Below are 14,755 nucleotides of genomic sequence, written 5' to 3' on the forward strand. Positions count from 1 at the left end.
GAGTGAAGAAGGAATATTTTGCGGGAACGCGAATGCTTTTGCAAAGCGGCCGGGTATTGGGATCAGAATCGCCAGTCCAATTGTAAACCGATGATATCGGCTTGCTCGGTATAGGTGCCGTTAAGTGTTTCCTTGGTGATTCCGCGGCGGTTAATCGAAGGGTCGACGAAAAACAAATGAGCATAGGCCGCATGGATATGAATATTTTTCCGGAATGCGTATGTCGCGCCGGCAGTCAGCCAGTAGCGGTCGCTATCCGGCAGGCGCGCCGAGCGGTTTTGCGGATTCGGGATCGGTGTTTCGTCGTAGGCGAAACCGGTGCGGAAAATCCATTTGCCGTTCTCAGTCGCATAATTTAACCCACCGGCGTAACGCCAGGTATCCCGCCAATGCATCGGTTGCACATCGGGGTCTTGACCCGATTCAAAATTGGTTCTGAGCTCACGGATCAAGCTCCAGTTGGTCCACAAGGCATCCGCCGAAAACGTCCAGCGAGGATTCAGATGATATGAAAAACCGAACAACACGTTATCGGGCAAGGTAACCGGCGACCGGGCATCGCTATCAATGAACGAGCCCGACCGGGTAAGAATGCTGGCATTACCGGGGACGGTGTAATTTGCATGGCCGTCCAGGTCATGCGCGACTCTGGAACGGTAGCTCGCGCCAAGCTGAATCTTGGGATTCAAGGTGTAAAAAGCACCAACATTATAACCGAAACCGACGCTGTCGCTTTTGAGTGAAACATGACCATCCGCTTGTTGCGGCAGCAGGCCTAGCGAGGGGCAGGCCGGAGGGCCTAGTTCTTTCGCACCCATGCAAACCGTGCCGAAATCGATGGCATTGGTGAATTTGGATCTGAGATATTGAATGTTGAATCCAGCACCCAATGAAAGTTTTTCGGTAGCCTTGAAAGAAACCGACGGATTGAAGTTGAATGCGGTGACCTCGGAATCGATGGCTTGGTAACGGCCTTTCCAGTCGGAATGAAAACTATTGAGCGCCGCGAATGGGACATTAATGCCCATGCCAAAGACAATCCGATTTGTGAGCGGATGCACATAATAAAAATTCGGGATAAACGAGGGAGTTACGAAATTACCGCCGTCACCGCCCCGCAACGGCGCTCCGGATACGGTTGCGGATGATTGATTGTGAAACTCTGCAAACGGGACGAAGATATAACCGGACGAAGTGGCCAATCTGCTTTGCACATGGCTCATCGCCGCTGGATTGAAAAACACCATGCTGCCGTCACTGATGTTGGTGGGCGCGCCGGAAAATGCTTGTCCTAATTCCTTAACGCTTTGTTCCATGATCGCAATGCCGGCACCGGTGGCTGCCGTTGCATATTGCAGCAGGCCATAGCCTAGTAGAAGAACGGCCTGGCGATAGCATGCGATAGCAATTCCTTCGGTGCGGGAACGCTCAAGTTTTTTTTTGCAGTTAAAAATCAAAAATATGGAAAATATTTTTGTTCTCCCTGAGTAAGCATGCGCATTACAAAAATGGTTTTAATATCGGGTATCTGGCATGATTTTATATATGTTGTTAATTTTAATATAATTTGGTACCACTTGAGGCGCTGTGTGGCATAGTAAGCCGGAATGTTGTTTTTTCCAACTACTACAGTTGTAGTACTACGTATGTTGCCTATCCATGAGAGGATGCTCTGTTTATGATTGCCTGGCAACTCTTTAATAAGTTAATAAAACATTGGCACACGGTTTTTTTATAAATGTCTACTCTGGAAATCGCGATTGATCGGCTGGAAAAAGGTTACGACAGTCATCACTCATTTTCGGGAAACAGGATGTTATTTCCTGAAGGAGAAATAATGCGAATATTACTTATCGATGACCACAGCATGATTCGCGCCGGTATTAAGCATCTGATCATGAAGATGCAAAAGAAAACGGAAATTTTCGAAGCGGAGAATGCGAAACAAGGTCTGCAAATTGCCCTGCAGCAGGGTCTGGATTTGATTTTTCTGGATTTGAAGTTACCACTAGAAACAGGTTCGGCCAGCAATGGCGAAGTCGGATTGAATTTGCTTAAATCCCTGTGTGATATGGAAAAATCAGCACCGGTTATTGTCATGACCGGCGAATTCTTGAGCAGGGGAGCGGTGGAACGGATCATGCGCGCAGGTGCTGTTTCGTTCGTTCCTAAAACCTCTTCTTCGGAAATGATGCTGGAAGCCATTCAGCGGGCGCTCAACGGCGGCGTATGGCTGCCGCCCGAAGGACCGGTTGAGGCAATCGACATAACCTCGGCGAATATCGATTCGTTATTACAGGAATCGCCGCAGCCGATTACTGCATCCGATCTGGGAATTACCGAACGGGAATTCGATGTATTAAGGTTGGCGATGCAAGGGAATGCACCTTGGAAAGTGGCACGGATTCTCGATATCAATCCCGCCAATACCCGGCGCTATTTATCCAAGTTATACAGCCGTTTCGGCGTGATCGATTTGTACGGCTTGCAGTGTCATTTCGCGAAAACCGGTCAGTTACTGGGAATTATCTCTTCATTACCTCGTGAACAGAATGATAATGCTCCCGGCGAGTGCTAAATTCTAAATTGATGCAATTTGCGAGTTAACCGTAGATGCTAATAGCCGACGTCTATTAGTGTATCAACCGGAAACAAAAGGATCCAGTCATGTTTTATCAAATAAAACGTTATTTATTGGGTGGATTCAAAATTGAAGTGCAACTTTTGTAAGGAAGTTTAGGAAGCAAGCTGCGGTAGTATCGGAGCTTCTTAAACGACCAAGTAGAAGGAGCACAGATGAAGCACTACAAGCAGCTCACCAGCGAGCAACGATACCAGATTTCCGGCTTGAAGAAGGCGGGTTTGAACCAATCGCGAATAGCGGATGCAGTGGGCGTGAGCAAGTCGACGATTTCGCGGGAATTCAGGCGGAACAAGGGTCGGCGTGACTGGTATCCCAAGCAGGCGCAGGAATTACGGAACGAGCGCCGAAAACAATGCGCCAACGCCCAGCGTTTATCAATGTCGGACTGGACGGAAGTTGAGCGATTGGTTCGGCTGGACATGAGTCCGGAGCAAGCGGCCCGTCGACTTGCTTTGGAAAGTGTGTTGCAGATCAGTCACGAGACGATCTACTTGCACATATATGCAGACAAGCGTCGAGGTGGCGACCTGTGGCGGCATTTGCGTTGCCAGAAGCCCCGCAGGAAGCGTTATGCGAGCGGTCAAGAGCGCCGGGGCACGATCAAGAACCGGATCGGCATTGATGAGCGTCCGGGGATCGTGGATCAGAAGAACCGCATAGGCGACTGGGAGGGCGACACCGTAATCGGCAAGAACCATCAAGGCACATTGGTTACGCTGGCCGAGAGGAAGTCGCGCTACATTCTGGCAGCCCAAGTGCCCGGCAAACATGCATCGGGCGTAACGGCGGCGGTAACGCGATTGCTGCGCCCCCATAAACGCAAGTGCCACACCATGACATTCGACAACGGGAAAGAATTTGCGGAGCATGAAACCATTGCTGCGAAACTCAATGTGGATATCTACTTCGCTCATCCTTATCATTCATGGGAGCGCGGCTTGAACGAGAACAGCAATGGTCTGCTGCGGCAGTATTTCCCCAAGGGAATGGAATTGATTAAGGTGACCCAGGAACAAGTACAATGGGCGGTGGATAGACTCAACCATCGACCGCGCAAGGTGCTTGGATTCAGAACCCCGTTTGAGGTGTTCTTCGGAAAGACGGTGCGCTATACCAAGCCACCGCTAGGTGTTGCACTTCGAAGTTGAATCCGCATTGACAAAGTTCGGCGACATAAAGATTTTCAAATGGCCGATGTACGTGCTCTATCATCCCACTTCCTTTCGAATAAAAGGACTACATACCCGTGAGATATTAAATATCGTGCAACCGGGTGACTTAGTCATGCGGTCTTATATCAATTACCTAGATGGTTACTTTATTCCCAAAGGGGATAGTGATTGCAGTCATGGTGGGCTTTATGTGGGTGATGGTAAAATCGTGCACGCAATTGCGGAAGGAACATTGATGGACGACATCATTGATTTTTGCCGCTGTGACCGGATTCTGATACTTCGCCCTTGTTACGGTCAACAGTGGGCGGTCGAGCATGCTAGAAAGTGCGCCGATCAGAATATTGAGTACGATTTCGATTTCGAGCCCGGTAATGGCAAATATTATTGTCATGAACTAATGGCGTCTTGTTTCCCTTATTTGGATATCCGTCCGTTAAGCCGGCCGGTTCCCGTTTTTCAATGTATCGGTTTGAATATCCCGTCGCCGGTGGCTTTTTTGTCGGATTCTTTTTATGTCAACCGGCATTTTACAAGCGTTTATGAATCCAACGGCGGCGCGCTAAGATAGACCGCTGAGTGCGTATGCCCAGCTGCTTAGGGAAGCGCTTACATGGACACCGCCCGTTTTGCAAGCACTGATGTATAGAAACACAAGGTTCGATTGCACACTTACATTCGGCTTTTGATAAGAGCGTTTAGCTCAGAGCCCCTATGGTGTATTCGCCGGCGGGTCCCAATCTGAATAGCGAAGTCTGGTTGCTTCGAGAGCTTCCCCGGGTTTGGCCGCCGCGGTCCGACCTGTCTTCCCATCACATAAATGCAAGCAATCGTGAATGAATATCCTCCTGTTAACGATGCTTCTGTTTTTTATGAATCGCTCATATCATCATGCTTCAGCAGCGTATCTAGCACGATAGGTTTCATTTTTAGCCAGCAATGCCCAAGCTGCCCGGGCATTGTGATTGGCCAGCGCCACTGTTGCGACATTGGGATGACACCGCGCCAGCAGTTGCGCAATCCAGGCATTGCCAGGCGGCTTACCGGCTTGTTGCCGCGCACGTAAATGCCGGATTACAGCACGCGCACCGTGGATCATCAAAGTGCGCAGATAACGATCACCTCGTTTACTGATTCCCAGCAGACGTTGCCGCCCGCCGCTCGATGCCTGGCGTGGCACCAGTCCTAGCCAAGCGGCAAATTGCCGTCCATTGGTAAATGCCCTTGCATCACCTATCGCTGCAGCAATCGCGGTAGCGCTTATGACGCCCACACCAGGAATCCCGGCCAAGCGTTGACTCGCTTCATTGCTGACGTGCCATTGCTGAATCCTGTGCTCCAGTAGCGCAATCCGCTCATCGAGTGCCGATAATTGATCCCGCAACACAGCGGCCAAATCCCGGCACATCGGCGGCAACTCATCGCCGGTATCTTCCTGCGCGGACTTAACCGAAACAAAGCGCATTCCCGGGCGTTGCACTGCTTCACAAATGGCTTCCGCATCGAGCATATCCGACTTGTTCGACTTCAAATAGGGTTTGATGAACCTTGCCGCCATCGGCCGCACCGTATGTCCCAACTCGCTCAGCTTGCGTGCCCAGTAATGCATGCCGCCACAGGCTTCCAGCCCAATCCGGCAAGGTTCGATCTTTGCAAACCACGACAGTACCTCGCTTCGTCTCAATTGCTTGCGCTCCACCACCCGTCCTTGTGCATTAACAGCATGTACCTGAAAAACATTCTTTGCCAAATCCAAACCAACTACGCTAATCTTATCCATGGATGCTGCCCTCCAATTTTGAGTTGATGATTGAAAGCCAACTGTGGCACATTGCGATGCCGTTGTCAGGAGGGCGGTGTCCATTCCATCTGATTAATTGACTATACGAGCGAATCAAATCGTTGCGTGGTACTCGCTTCCTCGCCTATCTTTTCGATATGTCTCGGTTGCTGCGTTCCGTGCGCCTCGTGCTTTATCTCGCTCGCCGGATTAATCAGCGTTACCCTAGTAATTCGGTTCATACATCAGCAATTTTACATGATTGCTTAAATCCTGAGGCAGGCAGCTACCGGTTAAACCTTCATCGATTGCTACGCGGCATACGGCGACGGCAATGGCATGAGATACTTCCCGGACGCGCGTGAGAGCCGGGTATACTGCGCCATCGCGGAGTTCCTGATCGGTCACAATACGCGCCAATTCCCGGGCAGCGGCTAGAAACATGCTTTGCGTCACCAGTTTTGCGGAGCTGGCATAGACACCTAATCCGACACCGGGGAAAATATAAGCATTATTGCCTTGGGCCGGTTTATAGCGTTGATTGCCGTACTGTACGGCGTCGAAAGGGCTGCCGCTGGCAAAAATTGCGCGCCCATCGCTCCACTGATAAGCCTGCTCAGCGGTGCACTCGGTATGCGATGTCGGGTTTGACAATGCAATAATCACCGGCCGTTCATTGACCATTGCCATCCGCCGTACGATGGTCTCAGTAAATGTCCCGGCTACTCCGGTGGCGCCAATCAAAACATCGGGTTTGATTGCGCTGATGGCATCGGCAAAACTTAGTGCATCGTATTGATGGGCGTAAGGTTGAATACGCGGCTTAATATTTCCATTGGTTGCGGTGACGAGACCTGCTCTGTCAATGAACCATAGCCGCTGTTGGGCTTGGGATCGGCTCAATCCGTCGGCGCAAAACGCATCAACGACTAATTCGGCAGTTCCGCCGGCAGCAGAGCCGGTCCCCAAAAACATGATGTTGAGATCGGTAAATTTTTTTCCGGTAATGCGGCATGACGAATAAATTCCCGCCAAAGTTACAGCCGCAGTCCCTTGGATATCATCATTGAAACAACGGACTCGATGGTGATAGCGTTCCAGGAATTCAAATGCATGCGGTGTCAGGAAGTCCTCAAATTGTATCAGTGCGTTCGGATAACGTACTTGAACTGCATTGATAAATTCTTCAACCAAGGAACGGTAGCGATCACCGCTGATGCGGGGAAAAGGAAAACCAAGATATAGCGGATCTTCGCGCAAAGCGATGTTGTTGGTGCCGACATCGAGCATGACCGGCATGCACTGAGCCGGATGTATTCCGGCGCAAGCCACATATAATGCAACTTTGCCGATCGGGATTCCCATGCCATTAGCACCCAAATCCCCCAAACCCAAAATTCGTTCTCCATCCGTTACTACGATCACTCGGATATCTTCTTCAGGCCAGTTTTTTAAAATGGTTGCAATGGCTCCGCGATCATCCGGGGTAATATAGAATCCTTGAGGTTTTCTGAAAATATGCGCAAATTCCTTACATGCCTCGCCCACGGTCGGGGTGTAAACCAGGGGCAAAATTTCTTCGATGTGATCAATCAGCGTCCGGTAAAAAAGTCTTTGATTGCTTTCAAGTAATCCATTCAAAAAAATATATTTTTCAATGGCACTGGTTTTGCTGCGCAGGCTGTCTAATACCCGATCGATTTGTTTTTCAATGCTGGCAACTTCATAAGGTAACAAACCTCTTAAACCATAGTGTTCACGCTCTTCGCGTGAGAATGCAGTTGATTTTGTCAATGCCGGATCGGAAAGTAGTGATTTGCCATATAAATTTTTCATATTGACCTTTTACTTCTGCTGGAAAAAAGAGCATATACTCAACACATAAAACTGTGTTGCGCGAACTGTTTAAACGGTTGGACAATCTCAGCAACCGGCGATAAACTTAATCATTCAATATATAGTTTCAATATTGAATATGTAGCCTAAGTGCATGTGCGTAGGCTTTTAAGCTATATTAATAAACTCTTCGATAACCTGTATTGTTTTTTTGAGAAAAATCTAGAAAATTATGAATCAATCATCACCCTTTCCCATACCCGATCCGGACCTCTACAGTGAGGAAGAAATTGCCGAGTTGGTACATACGTTTTACGCGAAAGCCAGGAAAGATCCTGGTCTAGGGCCTATTTTTGAGGCGCATGTAATTGACTGGGACGCACATTTTGTGCAAATGATTAATTTCTGGTCAGCGCAGCTTCGTGGCACCAGCCGGTTTCGTGGCGCACCCATGCCCAAGCATATCGCCTTACCGGAGCTTTCTGCTGAGCTATTTGAACGATGGGTGCAATTATTTCATCAGACAACTAGGGAGCTTGGAAATCCGCGACTGGAACAACATGCAAATGCGGTCGCAAACTTTATTGCGGGCCGGTTGTGGCAAGGCTATCAAATGAGTAATTATCCGGATCGGCGCCCGGTTGCGCTTCGAATTGTCTAGCTATATCCGTGTTTTAGCCGGAAAACATTTTGAAAAGCATTAAAAGCAAAATCATTGTTTTTTCTATTCTGGCGACTCTGATTCCGTCATTGGGATTGGGCATCTCTTCATTTCAGCGGAATGAAGAGATGATCACAGAAAATTTGGCGCGCGAGCTGCGCACGATGGCCAATTATGCCGGGCGCGAGCTGGATTTGTGGATTAAAGAACAGATGCTCGCGGTTAGAGACCTGGCAGCATCCATTTCGACCTCAAAGATTCTCATCGAAGGTCTATCGTTGGACAATCAGATTTCCAAGAGTAAATCTGTCAATCAACCGAAGGCAACGGAACTGTATCTGAAATCGGTGCATAAGCGATTGGAAACGGTGGTGGAATTGACGATTGTGGATGTCCAAGGTGAAGTTATCGCCAGTAACGTAGACGAACCATTGCCGGTATTGTTCGCACAGAACTGGCCCGAGAATGCATCTATTCAAGGCGATGTAGTCATTTCACCGCAATGGAATGAACATTATGGAACAGCGATCGTCAGTATTGCAGTGCCGATATTGTCTATTGACGATTATATTTTGGGTGCGCTGATCGTGACGTTTGATATGCAAAGTTTGCAACCTAATTTAAAAGCTAAGATCAGGCCTCCTCAAGGTGACATACTATTGCTGGATCAAGCCGGGCACATAATGCTTGCGAGTGATACTTTGCTTTTAGATAAGCCGCTTTCGTCCGAATTAAACGTGTTGTCGCGCTTGCGCGGCAATCCTGGCGAATATGATATCTTTCTTGGGCCGAAACAAGAAAAGGTTGCCGGTTTAGCCTATTTGTCGGAAAAAACGCCCATTACCATTATTGCAACCAGAGACTATCAATTGATTTATTCCGCGTGGGAGCAGCAACGGAATATTTTCGCTGGCTTGGTTGGTATCATCATACTGATTGTAACTGCGATCGCTTTCCGTTTAAGCCATGCCATTGTGAAGCCGCTGCAAAGGTTAATCGATGCAACTGAGAAGATCGTCAAAGGTGATTTGGATGTTAAATTAGCCAATGGTCAACGGGATGAAATTGGTCAATTGACGCATCGATTTAACCAAATGACCGACAAATTGCGTCAAAATCAAGCTGAAATCAATGCCGCAGCGATCGCAATGCAACAAAAGAATCAGCTCCTTGAGACGCTTTCTGTAACAGACAATCTTACCGGGCTGTACAACCGCAACAAACTCAACGCCATTATCAGTGATCAACTGGCCCGCTTCGAAAGAAACAAACGTCCCTTTGCTGTGCTGATGATCGATGTCGATTATTTTAAAACTTTGAACGATAGTCTCGGCCACGTAGTGGGCGATGAAATTTTGGCGGCGGTCGCGAAAAGAATCTCGCAATCGATCCGGAATGTGGATTTTGCCGCACGGTTCGGCGGGGACGAGTTTATTATTATTCTGGCTGAAACGACTGTCGGTGAAGCAGAGAAAACTGCAGAGCGAATTAGAACGCAAGTGGCGGATATTCATTGTGATTCGATAAATCAGGATTTGCATGTCACGTTAAGTATCGGCGTTATTCAAAGTGAGCCGGATGATTCTTCGCTAACGATATTGCTATCTCGGGTTGACAGCGCGTTGTATGAAGCAAAACGCGCGGGCAGGGACCAAGTTTATTGTCTATCTCCAAGCACACCGGAAATTGCACCTTAAAAGGCATTGCCACTAATTTTTTTCCGTTTCAAGTCCTGTATTAAGAATCCACCCTTGGTTTTGATTAGTTTGCACACGTAACCATGCGCCCTGGCTTGCATTGGCAGTGACCTCGGTGGCTTTTTTGAGCGTGCTGATGATTCGTGATTGCGTATTGGGCGCATTGCGCAAATTGACATTGGCTTTAGTGTGCAATTTTATGGGGGTATGAAACTCCAGTAACATGCTGTGACCATTTGATTCTTTTTTGCGATTCGGATTCGTAATCAATTCGATCAAATGTTTTGCTTGTGCAACATAGTTCATTGCCGATGCATATTGATCATTTGAGAAAAGCGTTGAAGCTGTTTCAGTCAATTGCTGCGCCTGGATCAACAAAATTTGATCCGCGGCGGGGATTTTAATTTGTTTCAAATGTGCCAGCGCCACTTCGGTTTCGGCAATTGCGGAAGCCGTGCTCGGCTTTGTGGCTAACCGGTGTAACTTGACTTGCGCACGCGTAGCTTCCTTATTCACCTCCTGAAGCGCTTTTGCCTGATCCTGTTGGCGGATTTTTTGATTCTTAATCAACTCATCTTTTTCAGCTAACAGTTTTTTGAGATGTGCGATTTCCTGACGCAGTTTTTCGTCTTGAGAGGTGATGACGGGTACCGGTTCAACGATAGGTGCGGGAATAGATTCTGGAGTTTCACAACTGCTCAGTATGAATATTATGAGGATTGCGATTAGCAGCATTCGGATTCGTGCCGGATTGGTGCTTGATGGGCCGGGTGATTCTGCTTGTAACAAAATTCTCGTCATAGTATTCCTTTATATTTTCAAAAAAAACTGCGTCATGAATTTTGAAACTTGTCAGCGACTTATGATAATTTGAATAAAAATCAAACAAATCTCTGTTTAGTATGAATCGGGCGAACTGAAAAATTACAATGAATCGTCATTTAATCTTTTATACTGTGATAAATCAAGTGATACACAGGCTGGTGAATTGATAATTTCTTCATATTTTTTCGCTTGATCATGCCAATGATTAAAACCGGTGATGAATTGGGGTCAACAAACAGATTTATTTTTATATTCTACTATTATGAAATCATAGGGTGATTTTATAGCAGCCGCAGAGTTATTGTTGAAGACATTTATTATGAGAGGGCACAATGTATCAGCGAATTCTAGTACCGATAGACGGTAGTGCGACTTCCGAATACGCATTGAATGAGGCGATAAAATTTGCGCAACAGCAAAAAGCTCATATCGAAGCCTTGCATGTTATTGAAGATGTATTGTTTTCAGAAAACGATGATTACATTAATTATGCAGAGCTCGTGCGCTCGCTTCGTGCTAACGGAGAAAAAATCCTGGCGCAAGCACAAAATAAAATGAATCAATCCGGAATTGAATGTGAAACCAAATTGCTGGTAGCGCAGGGCGAAAGAATTGTCGATGTCATTATCAATGAAGCGAAGAGTTATGCGGCAGATTTAATTATTATCGGAACGCATGGCCGATCAGGTTTTAGCCGTATCTTGCTGGGTAGTGTAGCGGAAGGCGTGGCGCGGACATCGCATATTCCAATTCTTTTGATCCGTGGTGATAAGTGAAACGGAATCGGTTTCTATAATAATTTGAATTTGTTGTTCAGGTGGATTGAAGCATGGAAAATTATGAAGCGCTTCTGGCAACAATTGCTCTGATGATGGGTGCCGCGTGGGCCAGCGGCATCAATTTGTATGCCGTTTTGTTAGTGTTGGGATTAGGGGGATCGTCCGGTCATATTGATTTACCCGCTGAATTATCGGTTTTGGAAGATCCATTAGTAATTTTTGCAGCCGGGATTATGTATTTCATTGAATTTTTCATGGACAAGATCCCTGGCGTGGATTCTGTTTGGGATTCCATCCAAACGTTTATTCGAATTCCAGCCGGTGCGATGTTGGCGGCGAGCGCGGTCGGCGATGTCACGCCCGCGCTTGAAATTGCAGCGGGTATTCTTGGAGGCAGCCTGGCAGCGACCACCCATGTAACCAAGACTGGAACTCGATTGCTGATTAATACTTCACCCGAACCTGTCACTAATTGGTCGGCTTCCATTACCGGGGACCTGCTGGTGCTCTCAGGATTATGGACCGCTTTAAATTACCCGCTCTTATTTCTTGGGCTAATGGTCGTTTTTCTTGCTTCAGCAATCTGGTTGTTACCGAAACTGTGGTACCTGATCAAACAATTGTTTACCAAGGCACTTAATTTTTTCGGATTGAAGAAGAATCTTGGGCAAAATGCTGTTGGAACTGATAAAGCCAATTCTCTGGAAGGACTTCAAACACAAGATTCTCTGACTGCCTTGGAGCGGCTGCATCGATTAAAAGAGAAAGGTGTGCTTACGGAACAAGAGTTTGAGCGTCAGAAAAATATCATTTTAGAAAGAAAATTTCATCGGAATGTTCTGTGACTCCGGACGTCATAACGTGGCGAAGAGTTAAAAAATAGCTTCAGATTTAAGGATTAACGTCCTCCCATTCTAATGAGAATGTATGCGACATCGCTGGGATATTTTTTGCAAAGTTATCGATAACTTTGGCGATGCCGGAGTATGTTGGCGGCTTGCCAGGCAATTAGCGACGGATTTTCATCAAGAAGTACGGCTGTGGATTGATGATCTGGCGACTTTAAGCTGCTTCACACCGGAATTGAATTGCAAAGATCTGGTTCAAACTGTTCAAGATGTGAAAATATGCAGTTGGCAACAATTGCAAATGGAATTTACTTGCGCTGATATCGTGATCGAAGCGTTTGCCTGTGATTTGCCGGATATATATATAGCGGCGATGCTTGAGAGTGATAAACATCCTCTGTGGATCAATCTGGAATATCTGAGCGCTGAACCATGGGTTGCAGACTATCATTTATTGCCTTCACCTCATCCGCGGTTGCCTCTCACCAAGTTCTTTTTTTTCCCGGGTTTTACAAAAGGCACGGGGGGATTGTTGCGTGAAAACGCATTGATGGAACAAAAGAACGAATTTGATGAAGTCGTGCGGCAAACATTCATGAAGCAACTTGGTTTGTATGAAAAAGAGCCAGGCAGTTTATGGATTTCACTTTTTTGTTATGCGGATGCGCCTGTAGCGCAATTGTTGCAAGTCTTGTTTGAATCCGCTCAACCAATTTTGTTAATCGTGCCGGCAGGAAAAGTGGCTGACCGTATTTTGGAAATTCTTAAAGATGCGCCAATCTTTGGTACTCGATTGATAGCGTCTAAGCACTTGTCCGTCCAGATTATTCCATTTCTGGAACAAACCGAGTACGACCGTTTATTGTGGTGTTGTGATATCAATTTTGTTAGAGGTGAAGATTCCTTTGTGCGCGCACAATGGGCGGCGAAGTTGTTTATCTGGAATATTTACCCGCAACAGGAGCAAGCACATTTCAGGAAACTGGATGCGTTTCTTGAGTTATATACGGATCGTATGACAATTCCCATGGCTGCTGCAATAAGAGAAATGTGGAATTGCTGGAATAGCCGTTGTGCATTTAATGCAGGAACATGGATGAACTTCTTAGCGTTTCGGGAGTCACTGATGCTGCACAATGAAAGCTGGGTTAATCAACTGATGAAACAAGAGGATCTGGCAACTAACCTGGTGCAATTTGTTGAAAATCGGCTATAATCCGCAACCTTTGTTACTTAAATTGATTGTGTATCGCATCATTTTTGTTTGTTTATAAATCTATTAATTTGGAACTGGAAATATGAAGACCGCAATGGAACTACGCTCAGGTAATGTCATTTTGATTGGTAATGATCCCATGGTCGTACAGCGGGCGGAATTTACCAAATCTGGCCGTAACGCATCTGTGGTTAAGATGAAACTAAAAAATTTGTTTTCCGCTACAACTACTGAAACAGTTTATAAAGCGGATGAGAAATTTGATCTGGTGGTATTGGATAGGAAAGACTGCACGTACAGCTATTTTGCCGATCCGCTCTATGTTTTTATGGACGCGGATTATAACCAGATCGAGGTGGAAGCGGAAAATATGTCCGATGTATTACACTATCTGATCGACGGTATGGAAGATGTTTGTCAGGTGACTTTCTATGACGGTAAAGCCATTTCGGTCGAATTACCATCCACAATTGTGCGCGAAGTCGAATATACCGAACCCGCAATTCGTGGTGATACCACAGGGAAAATTATGAAACCGGCACGATTGGCGGGAACCGGGTTTGAAATTCAAGTGGCGGCTTTTGTTGAAATTGGCGACAAGATTGAGATCGATCCGCACAATCATGAATTTAAGAAGCGCGCTTGATAACATTTCTCGCTGAACCCAAAAAAAATAGGTGGCTTAGCCACCTATTTTTTTGTTTGTCAACTCGCGATCACTTGAATGTCGGGTTCGATGGTTTTCAGCATATTCTCAATCCCTCTAAGCGTGCCGGAAATCGAGCTGGGACATGTACCGCAAGCACCTTGATAATGGATGCGAAGAATATTTCCCTCGAGACCCAGTATGTGTAAGTCTCCGCCATCATGTTGCAAATAAGGTCTGACTTCCTCATCCAGCAACACATTGATTTTTTCCAATCGCAGTTGGTCTTCCGGTGACAAATTGGCAAATGCCTGATTGGCGTTAGCAACGGCTTCAGCGGATTGCGCCGAGGCGGCGGGTGCTGCACGGATAGGATCAGCAATTTCCCTAGCCAAATCCTGCCAGTTGGCATCACCATCCTGAGTCACAGTGATCCAATGATCAATATAAAAAACATTGGTGACGTGATCAATATCAAACAATGCCGACGCCAGTGGATCATCTTTTGCAGACTCGGCATTATCGTAGGAACGGGCAATTCCCCAGGTGAGCGGTTCTTTAAGAATAAATTTTAATGCATTCTTGTTAGGGGTTCCTTCAATATCAGCTATTTTGGGCATTTTATTATCAGGAAAAATGAATATTAAATCG

Annotated in this window: 14 protein-coding genes; 9 read left to right on the plus strand and 5 right to left on the minus strand. The window is 46.6% G+C overall.

Features of this window, described 5'->3' with window-relative positions; all coding sequences use genetic code 11:
• Window positions 1-62 precede the first annotated feature (62 nt).
• Window positions 63-1,457, minus strand: coding sequence for an OmpP1/FadL family transporter (locus RBH92_RS05780; protein WP_307933669.1), 1,395 nt, complete (start codon window positions 1,455-1,457; stop codon window positions 63-65).
• A gap of 380 nt (window positions 1,458-1,837) precedes the next feature.
• On the opposite strand from RBH92_RS05780, the gene RBH92_RS05785 reads away from it, so the two are divergent.
• From RBH92_RS05785 to RBH92_RS05795, 3 genes are all read left to right on the plus strand, one after another.
• Window positions 1,838-2,578: a response regulator gene (locus RBH92_RS05785; protein WP_307933670.1), complete on the plus strand. Its 741-nt coding sequence runs from the start codon at window positions 1,838-1,840 to the stop codon at window positions 2,576-2,578.
• A 218-nt stretch (window positions 2,579-2,796) separates the two neighbouring features.
• Window positions 2,797-3,792, plus strand: coding sequence for an IS30 family transposase (locus RBH92_RS05790; RefSeq protein ID WP_307931472.1), 996 nt, complete (start codon window positions 2,797-2,799; stop codon window positions 3,790-3,792).
• 7 nt (window positions 3,793-3,799) lie between these two features.
• Window positions 3,800-4,387 carry a YiiX/YebB-like N1pC/P60 family cysteine hydrolase gene (locus tag RBH92_RS05795; protein WP_307933671.1) on the plus strand — a complete coding sequence of 196 codons (588 nt, stop codon included), beginning with the start codon at window positions 3,800-3,802 and terminating at the stop codon, window positions 4,385-4,387.
• A 318-nt stretch (window positions 4,388-4,705) separates the two neighbouring features.
• Here the strand turns inward: RBH92_RS05795 and RBH92_RS05800 are convergent, their stop codons facing one another.
• Together RBH92_RS05800 and RBH92_RS05805 are read right to left on the minus strand one after the other, a co-directional pair.
• On the minus strand, window positions 4,706-5,596 hold the full coding sequence (locus RBH92_RS05800) for an IS110 family RNA-guided transposase (RefSeq protein WP_307931662.1): 891 nt from the start codon (window positions 5,594-5,596) through the stop codon (window positions 4,706-4,708).
• A 225-nt stretch (window positions 5,597-5,821) separates the two neighbouring features.
• On the minus strand, window positions 5,822-7,432 hold the full coding sequence (locus RBH92_RS05805; protein ID WP_307933672.1) for an NAD-dependent malic enzyme: 1,611 nt from the start codon (window positions 7,430-7,432) through the stop codon (window positions 5,822-5,824).
• 232 nt (window positions 7,433-7,664) lie between these two features.
• Between RBH92_RS05805 and RBH92_RS05810 the strand changes: the two genes are divergently transcribed.
• Window positions 7,665-8,093 carry a group III truncated hemoglobin gene (locus RBH92_RS05810; protein ID WP_292923237.1) on the plus strand — a complete coding sequence of 143 codons (429 nt, stop codon included), beginning with the start codon at window positions 7,665-7,667 and terminating at the stop codon, window positions 8,091-8,093.
• A 29-nt stretch (window positions 8,094-8,122) separates the two neighbouring features.
• Complete coding sequence (locus RBH92_RS05815) at window positions 8,123-9,790, plus strand: diguanylate cyclase (protein WP_307933673.1); 1,668 nt, start codon at window positions 8,123-8,125, stop codon at window positions 9,788-9,790.
• Window positions 9,791-9,802: 12 nt separating this feature from the next.
• Here RBH92_RS05815 and RBH92_RS05820 read toward each other — a convergent pair whose 3' ends face one another.
• Complete coding sequence (locus tag RBH92_RS05820) at window positions 9,803-10,591, minus strand: SH3 domain-containing protein (protein WP_307933674.1); 789 nt, start codon at window positions 10,589-10,591, stop codon at window positions 9,803-9,805.
• Between the two features lie 356 nt (window positions 10,592-10,947).
• Between RBH92_RS05820 and RBH92_RS05825 the strand changes: the two genes are divergently transcribed.
• The 4 genes from RBH92_RS05825 (at window position 10,948) to RBH92_RS05840 (ending at window position 14,104) form a co-directional block, all read left to right on the plus strand.
• A complete protein-coding gene (locus RBH92_RS05825; protein WP_307933675.1) occupies window positions 10,948-11,391 on the plus strand; it encodes a universal stress protein in 444 nt (147 codons plus the stop codon).
• A 53-nt stretch (window positions 11,392-11,444) separates the two neighbouring features.
• Window positions 11,445-12,239, plus strand: coding sequence for a DUF4126 family protein (locus tag RBH92_RS05830; RefSeq protein WP_307933676.1), 795 nt, complete (start codon window positions 11,445-11,447; stop codon window positions 12,237-12,239).
• An 82-nt stretch (window positions 12,240-12,321) separates the two neighbouring features.
• Window positions 12,322-13,458 (plus strand): elongation factor P maturation arginine rhamnosyltransferase EarP, encoded by a 1,137-nt coding sequence (gene earP, locus RBH92_RS05835; protein WP_307933677.1) that lies wholly within the window; start codon window positions 12,322-12,324, stop codon window positions 13,456-13,458.
• A gap of 82 nt (window positions 13,459-13,540) precedes the next feature.
• Complete coding sequence (locus RBH92_RS05840) at window positions 13,541-14,104, plus strand: elongation factor P (RefSeq protein WP_307933678.1); 564 nt, start codon at window positions 13,541-13,543, stop codon at window positions 14,102-14,104.
• Window positions 14,105-14,163: 59 nt separating this feature from the next.
• Here RBH92_RS05840 and RBH92_RS05845 read toward each other — a convergent pair whose 3' ends face one another.
• Window positions 14,164-14,724, minus strand: coding sequence for a NifU family protein (locus tag RBH92_RS05845; protein WP_292923248.1), 561 nt, complete (start codon window positions 14,722-14,724; stop codon window positions 14,164-14,166).
• Window positions 14,725-14,755 lie beyond the last annotated feature (31 nt).

This window comes from Nitrosomonas sp. sh817 (assembly GCF_030908545.1).
Lineage (GTDB): Bacteria > Pseudomonadota > Gammaproteobacteria > Burkholderiales > Nitrosomonadaceae > Nitrosomonas.